General features: G+C 73.9%; 15 protein-coding genes. 6 read left to right on the top strand and 9 right to left on the bottom strand.

The genetic code is table 11. From position 1 onward, the window contains the following. Positions 1-12: 12 nt before the first annotated feature. The gene (locus AB6L24_RS06465; protein WP_405653070.1) at positions 13-2,070 is read right to left on the bottom strand and encodes a phosphocholine-specific phospholipase C; all 2,058 of its coding nucleotides are present in this window, start codon (positions 2,068-2,070) and stop codon (positions 13-15) included. A 307-nt stretch (positions 2,071-2,377) separates the two neighbouring features. Between AB6L24_RS06465 and AB6L24_RS06470 the strand changes: the two genes are divergently transcribed. Beyond that, complete coding sequence (locus tag AB6L24_RS06470) at positions 2,378-3,298, top strand: NADP-dependent oxidoreductase (RefSeq protein ID WP_405653073.1); 921 nt, start codon at positions 2,378-2,380, stop codon at positions 3,296-3,298. Positions 3,299-3,478: 180 nt separating this feature from the next. Then, complete coding sequence (locus AB6L24_RS06475) at positions 3,479-3,982, top strand: FBP domain-containing protein (protein WP_405653076.1); 504 nt, start codon at positions 3,479-3,481, stop codon at positions 3,980-3,982. Here AB6L24_RS06475 and AB6L24_RS06480 read toward each other — a convergent pair. From AB6L24_RS06480 to AB6L24_RS06510, 7 genes are all read right to left on the bottom strand, one after another. Continuing rightward, positions 3,979-4,446, bottom strand: coding sequence for a (2Fe-2S) ferredoxin domain-containing protein (locus AB6L24_RS06480; RefSeq protein WP_405653078.1), 468 nt, complete (start codon positions 4,444-4,446; stop codon positions 3,979-3,981). The two genes, AB6L24_RS06475 and AB6L24_RS06480, sit on opposite strands and share 4 nt — an antisense overlap. 23 nt (positions 4,447-4,469) lie before the next feature. Continuing rightward, complete coding sequence (locus AB6L24_RS06485; RefSeq protein ID WP_405653080.1) at positions 4,470-5,810, bottom strand: 6-phospho-beta-glucosidase; 1,341 nt, start codon at positions 5,808-5,810, stop codon at positions 4,470-4,472. A gap of 177 nt (positions 5,811-5,987) precedes the next feature. Then, positions 5,988-6,503: a thioesterase family protein gene (locus tag AB6L24_RS06490; RefSeq protein WP_405653082.1), complete on the bottom strand. Its 516-nt coding sequence runs from the start codon at positions 6,501-6,503 to the stop codon at positions 5,988-5,990. Continuing rightward, a complete protein-coding gene (locus AB6L24_RS06495; protein ID WP_405653084.1) occupies positions 6,500-7,483 on the bottom strand; it encodes a 3-hydroxyacyl-CoA dehydrogenase NAD-binding domain-containing protein in 984 nt (327 codons plus the stop codon). Before AB6L24_RS06495 ends, AB6L24_RS06490 begins: the two co-directional genes overlap by 4 nt. Before the next feature lie 141 nt (positions 7,484-7,624). Further along, positions 7,625-8,542: a 3-keto-5-aminohexanoate cleavage protein gene (locus tag AB6L24_RS06500; protein WP_405653086.1), complete on the bottom strand. Its 918-nt coding sequence runs from the start codon at positions 8,540-8,542 to the stop codon at positions 7,625-7,627. 91 nt (positions 8,543-8,633) lie between these two features. Beyond that, positions 8,634-9,491 (bottom strand): TetR family transcriptional regulator C-terminal domain-containing protein, encoded by an 858-nt coding sequence (locus tag AB6L24_RS06505; RefSeq protein WP_405653089.1) that lies wholly within the window; start codon positions 9,489-9,491, stop codon positions 8,634-8,636. Between the two features lie 109 nt (positions 9,492-9,600). Beyond that, positions 9,601-10,797 (bottom strand): MFS transporter, encoded by a 1,197-nt coding sequence (locus tag AB6L24_RS06510; protein WP_405653091.1) that lies wholly within the window; start codon positions 10,795-10,797, stop codon positions 9,601-9,603. 371 nt (positions 10,798-11,168) lie between these two features. On the opposite strand from AB6L24_RS06510, the gene AB6L24_RS06515 reads away from it, so the two are divergent. From AB6L24_RS06515 to AB6L24_RS06530, 4 genes are all read left to right on the top strand, one after another. Then, a complete protein-coding gene (locus tag AB6L24_RS06515; protein WP_405653094.1) occupies positions 11,169-11,552 on the top strand; it encodes a hypothetical protein in 384 nt (127 codons plus the stop codon). Between the two features lie 125 nt (positions 11,553-11,677). Next, positions 11,678-13,894 (top strand): germacradienol/geosmin synthase, encoded by a 2,217-nt coding sequence (locus AB6L24_RS06520; protein ID WP_405653097.1) that lies wholly within the window; start codon positions 11,678-11,680, stop codon positions 13,892-13,894. A gap of 94 nt (positions 13,895-13,988) precedes the next feature. Then, positions 13,989-14,444: a hypothetical protein gene (locus AB6L24_RS06525; RefSeq protein WP_405653099.1), complete on the top strand. Its 456-nt coding sequence runs from the start codon at positions 13,989-13,991 to the stop codon at positions 14,442-14,444. A 7-nt stretch (positions 14,445-14,451) separates the two neighbouring features. After that, positions 14,452-15,822, top strand: coding sequence for a hypothetical protein (locus AB6L24_RS06530; RefSeq protein ID WP_405653102.1), 1,371 nt, complete (start codon positions 14,452-14,454; stop codon positions 15,820-15,822). A 3-nt stretch (positions 15,823-15,825) separates the two neighbouring features. Here AB6L24_RS06530 and AB6L24_RS06535 read toward each other — a convergent pair whose 3' ends face one another. After that, complete coding sequence (locus AB6L24_RS06535; protein WP_405653104.1) at positions 15,826-18,111, bottom strand: hypothetical protein; 2,286 nt, start codon at positions 18,109-18,111, stop codon at positions 15,826-15,828. Between the last annotated feature and the right edge of the window lie 31 nt (positions 18,112-18,142).

The raw sequence follows: 18,142 nt of genomic DNA on the forward strand, positions 1-18,142 counted from the left end.
CGTGCGTGTGCCTCAGACCGTGGCGATCGCCGGGTCGCTGACGCCCGCCTGCCCGTTCTCGACGTGTCCGGCGAGGCGCCGCAGGAAGCCCGCGGAGGTGTCGGACACGACGGTGAGGTCGTACCAGCGCTTGCCGGCGCGCAGGTCCACGGTGTGCTCGACGGTGGCGCCCGGCTTGACCTTGAAGGTCTGCTTGCCGCCGCCGTAGGCGTTGGTCACCGTCAGGTTGCAGTCGGCGGCGCCCGCGTTGGTCAGCGTCAGCTTGATGTTGCCGGTCGCCTTGTCGTGGCGGGCGGTGACCTCGGGGCCCGCGGTCTTGCCCGGGCCCTTGAAGGTGCGCAGGAAGCCGTTCGGGCCGAACACGCTCAGGTCGTGGCTGCCGCCGGAGTACGCCGAGTTCCAGGTGTCGGAGACCGTCCTGCCCGCGCCCGTGGTGTACGTCCAGGGCCCGTCGGTGCGGTTGCCGGAGCGCACGTGGAAGCAGACGCCCGCCTGGTCGCCCCCGCCGAAGGTGAGGGTGAACTTCCCGGCGGCCGTGTCCGCGCGGCCGTCCACCAGCGGGGCGTAGGGCAGCGCACGCGCGGGCCGCGCGCCGCGCTCCTGCTTGGGCAGCGCGGGGCTCGCGGGCGGCTTGGGGAAGTAGTCGGGGTGGCGCTCGTGGTCCGGCGGCTCGTAGGCGGCCGTGTCGGGCAGCTCCGCCGGGTCGGTGTCCTTGCCGCCGAAGTCGAAGGCGGAGGTGAGGTCGCCGCAGATCGCGCGGCGCCACGGCGAGATGTTGGGCTCCTCGACGCCGAAGCGCTTCTCCATGAACCGGATGATCGACGTGTGGTCGAAGACCTCGGAGTTCACGAACCCGCCGGTGCTCCACGGCGAGATCACGAGCATCGGGACGCGCTGCCCGAGGCCGTAGTGCCCGGCCGCGTAGGAGGCGTTGCCCGGGAAGTGGTCCAGTGCGGTGTCGACCGTCGACAGGCCCTGGTTCGCCGACGAGGGGACGTACGGCGGCACGATGTGGTCGAAGTAGCCGTCGTTCTCGTCGTACGTGAGGAACAGTGCCGTCTTCCCCCACACCGCCGGGTTGGAGGTGAGCGCGTCCAGGATCTGCGCGATGTACCAGGCGCCGTAGTTCACCGGCCAGTTCGGGTGCTCGCAGAACGCCTCGGGCGCGGCGATGTAGGACACCTGCGGCAGCCGGTCCGCCTTGACGTCGGCCTTCAGGATGTCGAAGTAGCCGTCGCCCGCCTTGGCGTCGGTGCCGGTGCGGGCCTTGTCGTAGAGCGGGTCGCCGGGCTTGGCGTTGCGGTACTTGTTGAAGTACAGGAGCGAGTTGTCGCCGTAGTTGCCGCGGTAGGCGTCGTCGATCCAGCCCCACTTGCCCGCGGCGTCCAGGCCGTCGCCGATGTCCTGGTAGACCTTCCAGGACACGCCCGCCTGCTCCAGGCGCTCGGCGTACGTCGTCCAGTCGTAGCCCAGCTCCTGGTTGCCGAGGACCGGTCCGCCGCCCTTGCCGTCGTTGCCGACGTGGCCCGTCAGCATGTAGTAGCGGTTGGGGTCGGTGGCCCCGATGAACGAGCAGTGGTAGTCGTCGCAGATCGTGAAGGCGTCGGCGAGCGCGTAGTGGAAGGGGATGTCGTCCCGTTTCAGGTACGCCATGGTCCGCTCGGACTTCGCCGGGATCCACTGGTCGTACGCGCCGTTGTTGAACGCCTTGTGGCCGCCGGCCCAGTCGTGGTCGAGGCCCGCGATGAACTGCATGCCGAGGTTGTCCGCGTCCGGGTGGAAGGGCAGGACCTCCTTGCCGCCGCCCTTCTGGTGCCAGACCGGCTTGCCGCCGGGCAGCGTCACGGGGCGCGGGTCGCCGAAGCCGCGTACGCCCTTCATCGTCCCGAAATAGTGGTCGAAGGAACGGTTCTCCTGCATGAGCACCACGACGTGCTCGACGTCCTCGATGGTGCCGGTGCGGCGCCTCGCGGGCAGCGAGGCCGCGCGGGCGATGCTCTCGTTCAGCGCGGCGAAGGCGGCGGTGCCGCCGGCCAGTTGCAGGAAGCGGCGCCGGTTGAGTTCAGGCATGGGGATATGACCTCGCGTGATGTGGGGGGACGTGAGCGGGTGCAGTGTGTCAACTGGGCCAAGGCTTATGGAAGAGGCAGGCGGGCCTGTGTCCGCGAGATGACACCGGGGCCAACCGCGGGTGCCGGGAGGCCCGCGCGACGGACGCGACCGCAGTGACGTCACCGCCGCGCGGACCGGGCGCGCGTTGCGGGCTCGTGAACTCTCCCCCGGCCAGGAATGCGGGAGCCGCCCCCGGCCTTGTCACCAGTGATCGTCGACGTGCGCCACGGGGCGCGCGGGACGCACGGAACGGAGCGAGGGACAGATGGCCAAGGCGTACGCGTTCACCCGGCACGGCGGTCCCGAGGTCGAGGCCCTGATCGACCGGGAGCCGCCCGAGCCGGGACCGGGACAGCTGCTGATCAAGGTGCGGGCGGCGGGCGTCAACCCCGTCGACCACAAGCTGCGCGGCGGCTACCGCAGGCCGGGGCAGGCCCCCGCCGAACTGCCCGAGGTGCTCGGCAGCGAGGCCGCGGGCGTGGTGGAGCGGACCGGTCCCGGGGCCGAGGGGTTCGCCGTGGGGGACGCGGTGTTCGGGTCCACGCTCACCGGCGGGTACGCCGAGCACACGCTGCTTCCGGTGGCCGTCGCCGCACGCGTCCCGGAGGGCCTGTCCTTCGCGGAGGCCGCGACGCTGCCGGTCGCCGCGGCCACCGCCTACGACGGCGTGCGGCAGCTCGCACTGCCCGCCGGGGCGACGCTCCTGGTCACCGGCGCCGGGGGCGGCGTGGGCGGGAACGCGGTGCGCCTCGCCCGCCATCTGGGGCTGCGCGTCGTCGGTACGGCGAGCGAGGCCAAGAAGGACGTCGTCGAGTCCCTGGGCGCGGTCCATGTGGCTCCGGGTCCCGACCTGGTGGAGCGGATCCGTGCCGCGGCCCCGGACGGCGTCGACGGCGTCTTCGACCTGGTCGGCGGTGAGCACCTGCGGACGGTCGCGGAGGTGGTGGCCGACCGCACGAAGCTGATCACGGCGGGCGGCAAGCAGATCGTGGTCGAGCTCGGCGGCTCCGCCGTGGCCCGGGCGCGGGACGCCGCCACGCTCGACGCGGTGGCCGAACTCGCCGCCGCCGGTGTGCTCCGGCCGCACATCACGGCGACGTACCCGCTGGAGCGGGCGGGCGAGGGCCTGCGCGCGGTGGAGACCGGCCACGCGCTCGGCAAGGTCGTGATCGAGGTCGGCCCGTGAGGTCACCGCGGGCTCCGGAACGGGGCTGGGGTTCGGGCCGCGCCGGAACATCCCGTTCCGAGCGGCGCGGACACCGGCCACGACGTCAGCCGACAAGTCGACATACTGAACTGGCCAACAGGGCCCTGACCGGGAAAAAGGACAAGACGGCCGTTCGTTCGGATTGATACCTTCCGGACCATGCGTGCCCTTGGTGACAAAGAAATCCGTGCGTCGTTCGTGAACTGCTCGAAGGGCGAGGCCCGGCGTCTCACCCTGCCCGCGGGCTTCGCCGAGACGCCCTGGTCCGACCTGGACTTCCTGGGCTGGCGCGACCCCAAGGCGCCGGACCGCGGCTATGTCGTCGCCGAGCGGGACGAGGAGCTGGTCGGCATCGCCCTGCGCGCCTCCACGGGGGCCCGCCGCTCCCTGCTGAAGTCCAGCATCTGCTCGGTGTGCGTGACGCCGCAGGCCGGTTCGGGCATCGCACTGCTCGTCGCGCCCCGCGCGGGCGAGGCGGGCCGCCAGGGCAACTCGGTCGGCCTGTACGTCTGCGCGGACCTGGCCTGCTCCCTCTACGTACGCGGAAAGAAGACGTCGGCCCTGGCCCGCCGCTTCGACGAGAGCCTCACGCCCGAGGAGCAGAACCACCGCACGGTCCGCAACCTCAACGGCTTCCTGGACCAGGTGCTCGGCCGCGCCTAGACCTGCCGGGGGTCGACCAGTTGCAGGGTCAGGGCGTCCGGCGGGTCCGCGAGGCCGGGGCCGCCCGCCTCGGCCCAGGTGAGGATGTCGTCGAGGGACGCGTCGTCCAGGGCGAAGCCCACCCAGGCCGGGCGGCCGCCGTGCGCGCGGCCCGTGCGGGAGGGCTGGACGACCACGATGTTGGCCTGGCCGCAGGGGCCGAGGCAGTCGCTGGTGCGCACCGCGAACCGGCCCTCGGACGCGTCCGCCGCCGCCCGCAGCCGCGCCAACTGGCCCACGTGGTCGGTGCCGGGGTGCTTGCCCGGGTCGCCGCAGCAGCAGCCACGGCAGACGACGAGGGTGCAGGGGCGGGGCACAGGCAGGGGCGCCGGGGTCGCTGGGGTCACCGGGGTCACGGTGTCGGGGGCGGTGCGGGGATCGGGCAGGAGCACGGCCGGGGCGGTGCGGGGCTCGGGCACGGTCATTTCATGATCATGCCAGGGGGCGCTCAGGTCAGATAGGCCAGGCCCGGGTGTGCCTGCCGGTAGCCGTCGACCAGGCGGCGGGCCACGGACACCGAGTCGACCAGCGGGTGCAGCGCGAACGCCTTGACGGCCGTGGCGCGCGAACCGCTGTCCGCCGCGGCGAGGACCTCCCGCTCGACCGCCTTGACCGCGCACACCAGGCCCGTGGCGTGCCCCGGCAGCGGTGACACGGCCGCCGGGTGCGGACCCGACGCGTCCACCAGGCACGGCACTTCGATGACCGCGTCCGAGTCCAGCTCGGGCAGGGTCGTGCGGTTGCGGACGTTGAGGATCAGGGTCGCGCGTTCGTCGCGGGCGATGGCCCGCATCAGGGCGAGGGCGACCTGTTCGTAGCCGCCGGACTCCATGTCCTCGGGGGCGCGTTCACCGGCGCCCGCGGCCTCCCTGCTGTGCGCCATGTACGTGGCCTCGCGCTCGGCGCGGGTGGCGTCCCAGGTCTTGAACGCGGGCGTGCCGGGGCTCCGCATCTCCTCGTAGAAGCGGGCCTGCTGGTCGCGCAGGAACGCGCCGCGGGTCCGCTCGGCCGACCGGTAGGCGTGGACGGTCTCCCGGTTGAAGTAGTAGTAGTGCAGGTACTCGTTGGGGATCACGCCGAGCGACTGCAGCCAGTCGGCGCCGAACAGCTTGCCCTCCTCGAAGGACTCCAGGAGGCCGCGGTCGGCGAGCAGCCGCGGCAGCAGGTCCTGCCCTTCGACCTCCAGGCCGCTCAGCCAGCCCAGGTGGTTCAGGCCCACGTAGTCGAGCCGTGCCCGGCGGGGCTCGGCGCCGAGCAGCCCCGCGATCCGGCGGCCGAGGCCCACGGGCGAGTCGCAGATGCCGATGACGCGGTCGCCGATGTGGCGGGCCATCGCCTCGGTCACCAGGCCGGCCGGGTTGGTGAAGTTGATGACCCACGCCTCGGGCGCGAGCCGCCGCACCCGGCGGGCGATGTCGACGGCGACGGGCAGCGTCCGCAGCCCGTACGCGATGCCGCCCGCGCCGACCGTCTCCTGCCCGAGCACCCCTTCGGCGAGGGCCACCCGCTCGTCGGCGGCGCGTCCCTCCAGGCCGCCGACGCGGATCGCGGAGAACACGAAGTCGGCGCCGCGCAGCGCCTCGTCGAGGTCGGCGGTGACGATCACGGCGGGCGCGTCGGCCACGCCGGCGGCCTGGTCGGCGAGGACGCGGGCGATCGCCGTGGCCCGGGCGCCGTCCACGTCGTACAGGACGACCTCGGTGATGCGGCCCTCGGCGCGGTCGCCGAGCAGTGCCCGGTACACGAGGGGCACACGGAATCCGCCGCCGCCCAGAATTGCCAGCCTCATGTCTGAACCACCTCGCTCGCAGTGCACGTCGCCCTGAACTCCTACCACTTCGCGCGGCCACGTGCGGAACGCGGGGTCGGGGCCGGGCGCGGCCCGAGCGAGCGAAAGGATCCGGCCGACGGTCCCGCAGCGCCCGGCCGACGGTCCCGGGGTACCCAGCCGGTGAGCCCCGAGCGCCTAGCCGGCGGTCCCGGAGCCGCCCGGCACGGCCGTGATCGCCCGGCCCGCCCACTCCGGTGCCGCCTCCACGAACGCGGCGAGGCGCTCGCGGACCGCGTCCGGGAACGGCACCGCGCGGCCCGCCTTCTGGTCGACGTGCAGCGCGAGCAGTTCCGTCGTCGCGACGGGCGCGGCGTCCGGCGCCGGATCGGCCGCGGCGCCGTCGACGACGTACAGCTCGTGGGCGAAGTGCGCCTTCTTGCCGTGCACGCCGAGGACCCGGGTGCGCACGGCGAGGTGCGCGCCCTCGGCGACGTCGCGCAGATACCGCAGATGGGCCTCGACGGTGTAGAGGGAGCAGCCGGTGGCCTCGCGGTAGGCGGCGTCCAGGCCGGTGGCTTCCATCATGGCGTCGGTGGCGAAACCGAAGGCCAGCGAGTAGTAGCCCTCGCTCATATGGCCGTTGTAGTCGATCCACTCCGACGGGACGACCTGCCGGTGGGGCGCGAGACGCCGGGCGATTTCCCTGGTCACATGGTTCCCTTCGGTTCAGCGTGGCCGACGGCCCGGCGCGGCAGCCTCCCCGTCGCACGCAGTACGTCGATGACGCCCTGGTCGCGTTCGGCGACGAGGTCGGCGATGGTGCGCCCGGCGGCGGCCTCGTCGCATCCGGCGACCACCGCGTCGTACAGGTCCTTGTCCAGCTCGGGTGCTTCGAGCCGCGTCCACGGGGACTTCAGGGAAGGACCGAAGTGGTCGAGCATATGGGCCATGCCGCCCTCGCCGCCCGCGAGCGCGAAGGTGAGCATGGGGCCCATGAACGCCCAGCGCAGGCCGGGGCCCTCGGTGATGGAGTCGTCGATCTCCTGGACGGTGGCCTCACCGTTGGCCACCATGTGCAGCGCCTCGCGCCACAGGGCTTCCTGGAGGCGGTTGGCGATGAAGCCGGGCACCTCGCTCTTCATGGTGATGACGGACTTGCCCGCGACCTCGTAGAAGCGCGACGCCCAGGCGACGGCCTCCGCGGTGGTGCGCTCACCGCCGACGACCTCGACGAGCGGGATCAGGTACGGCGGGTTGAAGGGGTGCCCGACGACGAGGCGCCCGGGCGTCGCAGCCTCGATCTGCATGTCGGTCATCGGATAGCCGGAGGTCGAGGAGGCTATGACGACTCCGGCGGGCGCGGCGGCGTCCAGCTTCGCAAGAAGCTCACGCTTGAGCTCCAGCTTCTCGGGCGCGCTCTCCTGCACGAACTGCGCGTCGGCGACGGCCTCTTCGAGGGTCGCGGCGACGGTGAGCCGGTCCTGCGAGGCGCCGTCGGCGAGGCCGAGCCGGGTGAGCGCGGGCCAGGCGGCCTCGACGAGCCGACGCAGCCGGGCCTCGGCGTCCGGGGCGGGGTCCCAGGCGGTGACGTCGTAGCCACGCGCGAGGAAGTGCGCGACCCAGCCGCCGCCGATGACACCGGCCCCGACACAGGCGACGCGGCGTACGTCTTCGGGGGTGGTCGTGGTCATGGTGGAGGGGTTCCTTTCGCTGCTGGGGGGTTGGCGTGCCCCGTAGGGGCGCGGGCGTCTGCGGGGCGGGAGGCGAGGGTCGTGCCCCGTAGGGGCGCGGGGAACTGCGCGACCAGCCGGCGACGGCCCGCAGACGAGAACTCAGCCGGACGCGGCCTGGCGGCGGGGCTTGAGGCCCAGCTTCCGACGGGCCTCGTCAGGCGTGGCGACCCGAGACCCGAGGTTCTCGGTGATCTGGACGGCCCGCTCGACCAGCTGTGCGTTGGTGACCTTGTTCCCCTTGCCCAGATACAGGTTGTCCTCAAGCCCGACCCGGACCTGCCCGCCGAGCAGAATGGACTGCGCGACCCACGGCATCTGCATGCGCCCGATCGCGAAGCTGGCCCACTGCGCCCCCTCGGGCAACATGTTGACCATCGACTGAAGCACGCCGGGATCGGCGGGGGCACCCCACGGGATGCCCATGCAGAGCTGGAAGACGGTCGGATCGTCGAGCAGGCCCTCGGCCAGCAGCTGCTTGGCGAACCACAGCTGCCCCGTGTCGAAGATCTCCAGCTCGGGCCGCACGCCCAGCTCCTGGATGCGCCTGGCGCCCTGCCGGAGCATGTCGGGCGTGGAGACGTAGAGGTTGGACCCGTCGCCGAAGTTGAGGGAGCCGCAGTCGAGGGTGCAGATGTCGGGGAGCAGGTCCGCGACGTGCGGGAGCCGGTCGAGACCGCCGACGAGGTCGGTGCCGGGAAGCTCGCCGAGCCCCTTCAGGGGCTGCTCCGGGTCGACGGCCAGATCCCCGCCCATGCCCGCCGTCAGGTTGATGACGACGTCGGTGCCGGTCTCCTTCACGCGCTCGACGACCTCGCGGTAGAGGCGGGGGTCGCGGGACGGCGCGCCGGTCTCGGGGTCGCGGACGTGGATGTGCACGACGGCGGCGCCGGCCTCGGCGGCCCGCACGGCGTCGCGGGCTATCTGCTCGGGCGTGACGGGCACGTGCGGGCTCTTGCGGACGGTGTCGCCCGCGCCGGTGAGGGCGCAGGTGATGATGACGTTGTCGTTCACGGGCATGGCGGACTCCCTTTCGGGTGCTGGGGGTTGTGGTGGTGCGGAGTGCGGACGGGGCCGCGTACCGAAGGCGCCGGGCGTACGCGGCCGGGGCTCAGCGCGCGGCGAGCGCGGCGTCCACGTGGGCGAGCAGGGCCGCGTGCATGTCGTCGGGGCGGGTGCCGGGCCCTTCCGGGGTGCCGGCGAGGACCTGGGTGGCGAGGCCGTCGATGAGGGCGGTCAGGTGCAGGGCGGCCGCTTCGGGGTCGACGGCCCTGAACGCGCCCTGGGCGACGCCGCGCCGGACGACGTCGGCGACGGTGGCGCGCCACTGCCGGTAGTACTCGGTGTGCAGGCGGCCGACGGCGGTGGAGCGGGCCGCCTCGGCCCACAGGTCGAGCCAGACGCTCCACTGGTCGCGCTGCTGGGCGGTGCGCGGGGTCTGGAGCTCGATGAGCTGGCGCAGCTCGTCGGCGGCGTCGGCCGCCTCGGCGATGCGGGCGGCCCTGCGGGCGGTGTCCTCGTCCATGCACCAGCGCGCGGCCGCCTCCAAGAGGTCGTCACGGCCGGGGAAGTGGTAGTGGATGGCGGCGGTGCTGGTCTCGCAGGCCTTGGCGATGTCCTGGACGCGGACGGCGTGGAAGCCGTGGTCGGCGATGAGGCGGACGGTCTCGCGGATGATCTGCAACGGCCGCCCCTCGGGGGGCGTCGCGGCCCTCCGTCCGCGCGGGGCGGCCGGGCGGGCCGCGGCCGGGTCCGCGCCGCCTCGGGTGCCGAGCAGCCAGGCCGCGTCGACGTCGGCGGTGTCCGCGATCCGGGCCAGCTCCGCCGCGGTGAAGCGCCGGGTGCCGCTCAGGGAGCGCGACAGCTTCGACGGGTCCATGACGATCCGCCGCGCGAACTCGCGCTGGGTCACGCCCGCCGCGGCGATGACCTCACGGACACGGGTGGGGACGTCGGGGTCTTGCTCCATGCCGGCCACCGTACCCGTGCATTGAGATCAGCACAACGCGAGCTTCATGATCCTCCGGCTGCACTCACTGTTTCACGCCATTGCGATGCTGACTGATGCATCAGTCAGCTCAATGCCCCTCGCGGCCCGGGCGCCCCGTGCCACCCCTGGGCCCCGTCCGCCCCCACCCCCGCCGCACCGCCACCGGCGCCGACACCACCCCGAGCACCGCCACCCACCCGCACACACCCGCCCAGCCCAGCGTCGCGTACGCGAGGGCCCCGAGCGACGAACCCGCCGCGCCGCCGATGAAGGCGCACGTCATGTAGGCCGTGTTGAGGCGGCTGCGGGCCTCGCCGCTGAGGGCGAAGATCCGCACCTGGTTGGCGACCATCCCGGACTGCATGGCCACGTCCAGGAGCAGCGTGCCGAGGGCCAGGGCCACGAGCCCGGCCACGCCGCCGAGCCCGCCGAGGGCGAGAACGCCCGCCGACGCGACGACCGCGACCAGGCAGACGGCGTTCACCGCGTCCGGGCCGCGCCGGTCGATCTGGCGGCCGGCGAACGGCGTCGCCAGCATCGTGCCCGCGTTCACCAGGGCCAGCGCGCCGACCGCCGAGGCGCCGAGGCCGTACGTCCCGCTCGTCAGGAAGAGGGCGACCCCCGTCCACAGCGCCTGGAACGCCGCGAAGGCCGTCGCCTGGTAGAAGCACGAGAGCCTGAGCAGGGGCTCGGTGCGCAGCAGCCGCAGCGACTCGGCGAGCAGGGCCGGATAGCGCTGGCTCGACGTCGGCACGGTGCGGGGCAGACGGCGGGCGAGGACGGCCCCGATCAGGAGCGCCACCACGGCCGTCACGAGGTAGGGCGCCCGCCAGCCGAGCCATTCGCCGAGCGCGCCGCCGAACGCGCGCGAGAGCAGCATGCCGCCGATGGACCCGCTCAGGAGGGTGCCGGTGACGGCGCCCCGGCGCTCGGCGGGGACGAGTCCCGCCGCCATGGGCGCGACGACGGGAGCAACGACCGTCGTGACGCCCACGAGCACGCTCGCGCCGAGCAGCGGCGGCAGCGCGGGCGCGGCACTCGCGGCGAGCAGCCCGGCGCCGCTGAGGGCGAACAGGGTGGTGATGAGCGTGCGGTGCGGGACGCGGTCGCCGAGCGGCACCAGGAAGAAGATGCCGAGCGCGTAGCCGAACTGGGCCGCGGTCACCACGAAGGCCGCCGTGTCACCGGACACGTCGAGTCCGGAGGCGACCAGCGGGCTGACGGCCTGCGGGAAGTAGATGTTGCCGACGGCGACGCCACAGGCCACGGCGAGGAGGAGCACCATGCCGCGGCTGAGGAAGTCGCGGGGGGTGGGGGCGGCCGGGGCGGGGGCTTTCGAGGCTGCGGCTTCCCGAGCGGAAGCTCCCGAAGCCGGAGTCCCCGAAGCCGGAGTTGCCGATTCGGCGCGGGCCGGCGCTTCCGGAGCGGCGGCCTCCGAGGAGAGGGGCGCTGAAGCGGCCGGTATCGGCCCCGGCGTGGGCGTGGTGCGTTCGGTCACGAGGGATCACCTTCGCCGCTGCGGCCCTCGCGCACAAGGCATTTCTCCCCACGGCCCCGGCCCGGCCGCACCCCCGCCCACCTGCGCGGCTTGCCCCTTCCCCGCGCGTCAGGGGTTGGCTTCGCGGCCCTCTCCACCCCACGACCCGAGGAGCCACCATGACGCCCGCCCCTGACTCCCCCGAGACCACCGACGCCACCGGCACCGGCGACGACGGCCTGCCGCTGCCCGGCGAGGCGTCCCGCGGCCGGTGCGGGCTCGGCCCCGGCGTCGCCGAGCAGCGCGTCGACCGGCTCGACGCGGAGATCGCGCGGCTCACGGGGCTGCGGCAGCGGCTCGCGCGCCGGTTGGCGGCGATCCGCGCGGCGACCCTCACGCCCGGGGACGCACGCGGCACCCGGACCGACGAGGGGCACGCGGCACCGCCGGAGGAGCCGACCACAGCACCGCCGAAGGAGTCGACCACGGCGCGGCCGGACGCACGGTCGAGACCCCCGGCACGATGCCGGTCCCGCAACACCCGCCCCCGCACGGGTGTTTGACCGGAGGGCGATTTCGGCCCGGCGTATCACGCGATGGTGTGACCGGGGGCGGCGCCCGGCATCCGACGGCGCGGCCCGGGTAGTGCTCGGCTGCCCGTACGCCGTCCGCGAGGAGAGAGCCCCGCATGCCGCAGCCGTCACGCCCCTTCGAACTGCCGAGCTTCTACATGGTGCATCCCGCGCGCCTCAATCCCCATACGGAGGAGGCGCGTGCGCACACCCGGGAGTGGGCGCGGGACATGGGGATGCTGGAGGGCTCCGGGGTCTGGGACACGGCCGACCTGGAGGCGCACGACTACGCGCTGCTGTGCGCGTACACCCACCCGGACTGCGACAGCGCGGCACTGTCCCTGGTCACCGACTGGTACGTGTGGGTGTTCTTCTTCGACGACCACTTCCTGGAGCTGTTCAAGCGCACCCAGGACCGGGTGGGCGGCAAGGCCTACCTCGACCGGCTGCCCGCGTTCATGCCGATGGACCTCGCGACGCCGATGCCCGAGCCCACCAACCCGGTGGAGGCGGGCCTCGCCGACCTGTGGACGCGCACGGTGCCCAGCATGTCCCTGGAGTGGCGGGCCCGGTTCGCGGAGAGCACCCGCAACCTCCTCAACGAGTCGCTGTGGGAGCTGTCCAACATCAACGCGCACCGCGTCGCGAACCCCGTCGAGTACATCGAGATGCGCCGGAAGGTCGGGGGCGCGCCCTGGTCGGCGGGGCTCGTGGAGTACGCGACGGGCGCGGAGGTCCCGGCGGCGGTCGCCGCGTCGCGGCCGCTGCGGGTCCTCAGGGACACGTTCTCCGACGCCGTGCACCTGCGCAACGACCTGTTCTCCTACCAGCGCGAGGTCGAGGAGGAGGGCGAGCTGAGCAACGGTGTCCTGGTCCTGGAGACCTTTCTCGGCTGTTCCACGCAGGAGGCCGCGGACGCCGTCAACGACCTGCTCACGGCCCGGATGCAGCAGTTCGAGGAGACGACGTTCACCGAACTCGCCCCGCTGTGCGCCGAGAAGGCGCTGACGCCGCGGCAGAGCGCCGACGTCCTCGCGTACGTCAAGGGGCTCCAGGACTGGCAGTCCGGCGGCCACGAGTGGCACATGCGCTCCAGCCGCTACATGAACGAGGGCGCCGTCGACCGCCCCTCGCCCCTCGCCGGCCCCACCGGCGTCGGCACGTCCGCCGCCGGCATCAAGGCCCTCATGGCCGCGACCGGCGCCCAGCGCGTGCGCCGCTTCACCCACGTCCCGTACCAGCGTGTCGGCCCGTCCGTGATCCCCGACTTCGACCTGCCGTACACGACCACCCTCAGCCCCCACCTCGACGCCTCACGGCGCGAGGTCATCGACTGGTCCAGCCGCATGGGCCTGCTGGAGCCCCAGCCGGGCGTACCCGCCTCGCACATCTGGGACGCCCGCAAGCTCGCCGGGTACGACTTCCCGCTGTGCGCCGCCGGTCTGCACCCGGACGCCACCCGGGAACAGCTCGACATCAGCTCGTGCTGGCTGACCTGGGGGACGTACGGGGACGACTACTACCCGGTGGTGTTCGGCAGGCCCCGTGACCTGCTCGGCGCGAAGGTCTGCAACGACCGCCTGCTGCTGTTCATGCCGCTGGACTGCTCGCCCACGCCCCCGCCCGCCAACGCCCTGGAGCGGGGCCTCGCCGACCTGTGGGCGCGCACGGCCGGTCCCATGGACGCGGGAGGGCGCGCCCTGCTCCACCGCACCCTGGTGGACATGACGGACAGCTGGCTGTGGGAGCTGTCCAACCAGGCGCAGAACCGCATCCCGGAGCCGGTCGACTACATGGAGATGCGCCGCCACACCTTCGGCGCGCACTTCACGATGAACCTGAGCCGCTTCGGGCACGGCAAGCGGGTGCCCCCGGAGGTCTACACGAGCGGCCCGGTGCAGAACCTGGAGAACGCCGCCGCCGACTACTCGATGCTCATGAACGACGTCTTCTCGTACCAGAAGGAGATCGAGTACGAGGGCGAGGTGCACAACGCCATCCTCGTCGTGCAGAACTTCTTCGACTGCGACTATCCGGCGGCGCTCGGCATCGTCGACGACCTCATGCGGTCCCGCATGAGCCAGTTCCAGCACGTCGTCGCGCACGAACTGCCTGTCCTGTACGACGAGTTCGGCCTCGACCAAGAGGTGCGGGACATCCTCGACGGCTATGTGGAGGAGCTGAAGAACTGGATGGCCGGGATCTTCGTCTGGCACCGCGACTGCCGCCGCTACCGCCAGGAGGACCTCTCGCACGGGCCGCTGCCCGAGCCGTCGGGGCTCGGCATGGAGGTGGTGCGGCCCGCGTGGTTGCGGGAGCTCGCCACCCCGTGAGCGGCTGCGGGTAAGGTCGGCGGTCGGGCCGGTCACCGGGGTCGGCCCGGGGCCGGCGCGGTCCGGCCCCGGGAACATGGGGAGGGCGCGCGCCGTGCGGGAGCCGAACCACGTCCACCCGGCCGCCCCCGGCGCCCCCGCCCGCTGGCTCACCGTCTCCCCCGAACGCACCGTGCTCGGCGTCATCCACAACGTGACCTCGGCTACCCGGCTGCTCGACCTGCTCACCGTCTTCGACGGCGACCGGCGGGTGCAGACCGTGTTCACCTGTACCGGCTCCTCCCCGTTCGCGGACGGCGTCGCGGAGTTCGCCGCCGCCCGCGAACTCCCTTTCCTCCCCTGGGACGAGGCGGTGAAGGCGGAGTTCGACCTGGCGGTCGGCACCAGCCGCGGCGGAGCCCTGCACAGCGTCTCCGCACCGCTCCTGGGCGCCCCGCACGGCGCCGGATACAATAAGAGACTCAACAGCCGGGAGCCGGGAGCCGGGAGCCGGGAGCCGGGAGCCGGGAGCCGGGAGCCGGGAGCCGGGAGCCTTCGGCCTTACGGCTGAATGGCTCGTGTACGACGGCGAGTTGATACCGTCCGCGATCGTCCTCTCCCACGAGGAACAGCTCGCCCGGCTGCGCGCCGGCTGCCCCGAGGCCCTGCCGGTGGCGCACGTCGTCGGCGACCCCTGCATGGACCGCCTCCGCGCCTCCCTCCCCTTCCGCGCCGAGTACCGCGCCGCGCTCGGCGTCCGCCGCGACCAGCGCCTGCTCGTCCTCAGCTCGACCTGGGGCCGCGGCTCCCTCCTCGGCACCGCGGGCGACCTGGTGCTCCGCGCGCTCACGGAACTCCCCCACGACTCCTTCCGCGTCCTCGCCGCCGTCCACCCCAACGCCTGGTACGGGCACGGGGGTTGGCAGCTCCGCTCGTGGCTGCGACCCCACCTGGACGCCGGGCTGCTGCTCCCGCCGCCCGCGGACGGCACCTGGCAGGCGGCGCTGTGCGCGGCGGACGCGTTCGTCGGCGACCACGGCTCGGTGACGCTGTACGCGGCGGGGCTCGGCCTGCCGGGGCTGCTCGGCGCGTTCGACGAGGACAGCGTGGCGGCGGACTCCCCCATGGCGGCCCTGGGCGAGGTGCTGCCCCGCGTCTCGCCCGCACGGCCGCTCGCCGCCCAGCTGGAGCGCGCCGCTCTCCGTCAGCCGACGGACCCGCGGCTCGCCGCAGTCACCTCGCAGATCACCTCCCACCCGGGCGAGGCCCCGGCCCGCCTGCGCCGCCTCTGCTACCGCATGCTCGACCTGGACGAGCCCGCCTCCCCGCTCGCGCCGCGCCCCGTCGACGTACCGCGGGACCTGTCGCCGACACCCCGCTCCCCCGTGGAACAGCCCCTGTTCGTCCAGGCCTTGGTGACGTCGGGCGACGGCGTCGACGCGGCCACGGGCCCACACCGGCCCCTGGAGCCCGCCGGGCCGACCGAGGTCCTGATCCGGCGCTACCCCGCCCACGCCCGGTCCGCCGCCACCCCGCACCCGCCGCTCACCGACGCCCACCTCTCCGTCACCGCGGGCGAACCCGACGCCCGTTGGGCGCAGGCGGCGGACGTGGTCACGGCCCGCGCGCCCGTGCCCGGGGCCCATCTCGCCGCGCTGACCGACGAGTTGTTCGCGGCCCACCCGGGCTGTGCGCTGGTCGCCGTACCGCAGGAGGACGGACGGTGCTCGCTGCACACCCGCAACGGCAACGACTTTCAGGGGCGTTGGGAGTCGCCGCCCGCCTGGGCCACGGCGTCGCTCACCGCGTCGGCGGTGTACGCCTGGCTGCTCCGGCACGAGGACGACTTGGCGGGCGAAGTGCTGGTGCGGCTCACTCCGGACGGCGTACCGGCGCGTCTGCGGGTGTGGCGCATCGGCTCGAACCCAGATACACACAGCGCCAGTTGACGCTCACGCGCCGCCGACCTCCCCCAAGCGCTCCCGCGCCCCCGCCGCCGCCACGCTCCCCAGCACCCGGTACGTGTCGAGCGCCGCACGCCAGTCCTCCCGCGCCCGCGCCTCGTCGCCGTGCGCCGCCCACGCGTCGCCGCGGGTGAGGCGGGCGTCGGCCTCTTCCTTGGGGGCGCCGCGCTCCCGCAGGAGGGTGATCGCCTCGTCCAGCGGGACGACGGCCTCGTCGGCACGGTCGGCGGCCAGGCGGGCCTGGGCGTAACGGGTCAGCGCGCGGGCCTCGTTGTAGCGGTCGGGCACGGGCAGCTCGGCGAAGAGGCGGCGGGCGCCGAGCAGGGCCTCCGCGGCCTCCTCGTGGAGGCGTGCGGCGCTCGCCGCGCGCCCCATGTGGTACTGGAGCAGCGCCCGGCCGCGCGGGTGCGCCAGCTCTCCGAGCGCGCGCAGTGCCTGCCGGAAGCAGTCGAGGGCGTCCCCCGGGCGGCCCTGTTCCACCGCGACCTGGCCGAGGCCTTCGAGCGCGGAGGACTCCGTGCGAGCGTGCCCGGCCGCGCGCGCCTGCCGCAGGGCGAGCCCGTAGTGGTGCCCGGCCCGCGCCACGCTCTCCGTGCCGCCGTGGTCGAAGAGGGCGAAGGCCAGCTCGTAGTGGCAGCGGGCCAGGACGAGCCGGGCGTCGTCGGGGGCTGCGGGATCACCGGTGGCCGGGCCCGGACCAGTGCCTTCCCCGTCCGCCAGGTCTGCCACGTGCGTGGCGTGCGAGGCGTGCGGGGATTCCCCATCAGCCTCCCCGGCCTCCCCGGCCTCCCCGGCCTCCCCGGCCACCATCCGCTCCCCCGCCCGCACCGCCCGCTCCGCCACCTCCACCCACAGCGTGTGGTGCTTGCGGCGGAAGAAGAAGCCGCGCAGGGACTCGGCGAGGTCGCACACGGTGTGGTCGTGGCCGCGGGTGAACTCCAGGGCGGTGAGGGCGGCGGCGTTCTCACGGTCGGGTTCGAGGGCGTCCAGGGCCTCGGTCTCGCTGCCGAACACGCCGTCCAGGGCGGCGGGTTCACGGAAGATCGCGGCGCGGCGCCAGCGGCCGGACACCAGGTGCTCGGCCGCCGCGGCCCGCCGCAGGTACCAGTCGGTGATGCGGGCCGCGACCGCCGCCGCCTCGGCGGCGTCCGTGCGGGCGAGGGCGGCCGCGTACTCGTGGAGGAGGCCGTTCATGCGGCAGCGGCCGGGCGCGGGCCGTTCGAGGAGGTTGCCGTTGAGGAGCGTGCGCCGCGCCCGCGCGCCCGCTTCGGGGCCGCCCGCCAGCTCGTCGACGAGGGCGTCGGCGAACTCGGGTGTCGGGTTCAGGCCGAGCCCGCGGAACACGGCGGCCGTCGCGGGTTCGAGCGCGGCGTAGGAGTCCTCGAAGACGGACCGCAGGGAGTACGTGTGCGGGTCGTCGGGCACGGTCAGCGCCTCCTGGAAGGTGGGCAGGGCCAGGAGCCTGCGGACGAACTCCTCGACACCGCCCTCCAGCGGGTCCGCGGCGCGCGCCCCGGCGAGCCGGGCGGCGGCGGGCAGGCCCGCGAAGGCGGGGATGACGGTCCGGAGTAACTCCTGGCCCCGGTCGGTGAGTTCGGCGGACACCTCGCGGCCGGCCGTGTCGAGGAACAGCTCCCGGCAGGACTCGTCGTCGAGCCCGGCGAGGCGCACGTACACGGGTTCGGAGCCCGGCAGGACGGGACGCAGGCCGTTCAGGAGCAGGCGGCTGGTGATCACGACCATGCTCTGCGGGTGCCCGGGGAGCAGCGGCGGGACCTGACCGGCCGTCACGACGTCGTCGAGGAGCACCAGGCAGGGCTCGTGCGCGGTGAGGTGGCGGTAGTACGCGGCGAGCGGCGCCGGGTCGGCGGGCATCTCGGCGCGCGGGGTGCCGAGCGCGGCGACGAAGGACTCCAGGACGGAGCGGGTGTCGGCCGGTTCCAGGGCGCCGCGCGGGCTCATGTCGGCGTAGAGGACACCGCCGGGGAAGCCCCCGCGGCGCCGCGCCGACCAGTGCAGGACGGCGCCGCTCTTGCCGATGCCCGGCGGCCCCGTCACGACGGCGACCTCGGCGGCGGCACGCAGGGGCCGGGCGTCGGCGACGCGGTCGAGGGCGGCGCGCACCGGCAGGCGGTCGACGAGCCGTCCGGGCGCGGCGGGCGCCATGAACGGCACGCGCGGGGCCCGCACTTCACCGCTCACGCACTGCCGCACGGTGACGTGACCCGCCTGGATGACGTCGCGGAAGGTCCCGCCCGAGATGTTGTTGGCCACCGAATCCACCCGGGCAGTCTTCCAGGGTGCC

The organism is Streptomyces sp. RK9, from assembly GCF_045070545.1.
In the GTDB taxonomy this organism is placed as follows: domain Bacteria; phylum Actinomycetota; class Actinomycetes; order Streptomycetales; family Streptomycetaceae; genus Streptomyces; species Streptomyces alboflavus.

Coding starts and splice junctions, on each gene's coding strand:
- AB6L24_RS06505 (WP_405653089.1), bottom strand. CDS start 9,491: ATGGAGCAAGACCCCGACGTCCCCACCCGTGTCCGTGAGGTCATCGCC.
- AB6L24_RS06470 (WP_405653073.1), top strand. CDS start 2,378: ATGGCCAAGGCGTACGCGTTCACCCGGCACGGCGGTCCCGAGGTCGAG.
- AB6L24_RS06475 (WP_405653076.1), top strand. CDS start 3,479: ATGCGTGCCCTTGGTGACAAAGAAATCCGTGCGTCGTTCGTGAACTGC.
- AB6L24_RS06480 (WP_405653078.1), bottom strand. CDS start 4,446: ATGACCGTGCCCGAGCCCCGCACCGCCCCGGCCGTGCTCCTGCCCGAT.
- AB6L24_RS06465 (WP_405653070.1), bottom strand. CDS start 2,070: ATGCCTGAACTCAACCGGCGCCGCTTCCTGCAACTGGCCGGCGGCACC.
- AB6L24_RS06520 (WP_405653097.1), top strand. CDS start 11,678: ATGCCGCAGCCGTCACGCCCCTTCGAACTGCCGAGCTTCTACATGGTG.
- AB6L24_RS06500 (WP_405653086.1), bottom strand. CDS start 8,542: ATGCCCGTGAACGACAACGTCATCATCACCTGCGCCCTCACCGGCGCG.
- AB6L24_RS06515 (WP_405653094.1), top strand. CDS start 11,169: ATGACGCCCGCCCCTGACTCCCCCGAGACCACCGACGCCACCGGCACC.
- AB6L24_RS06510 (WP_405653091.1), bottom strand. CDS start 10,797: ATGGTGCTCCTCCTCGCCGTGGCCTGTGGCGTCGCCGTCGGCAACATC.
- AB6L24_RS06495 (WP_405653084.1), bottom strand. CDS start 7,483: ATGACCACGACCACCCCCGAAGACGTACGCCGCGTCGCCTGTGTCGGG.
- AB6L24_RS06485 (WP_405653080.1), bottom strand. CDS start 5,810: ATGAGGCTGGCAATTCTGGGCGGCGGCGGATTCCGTGTGCCCCTCGTG.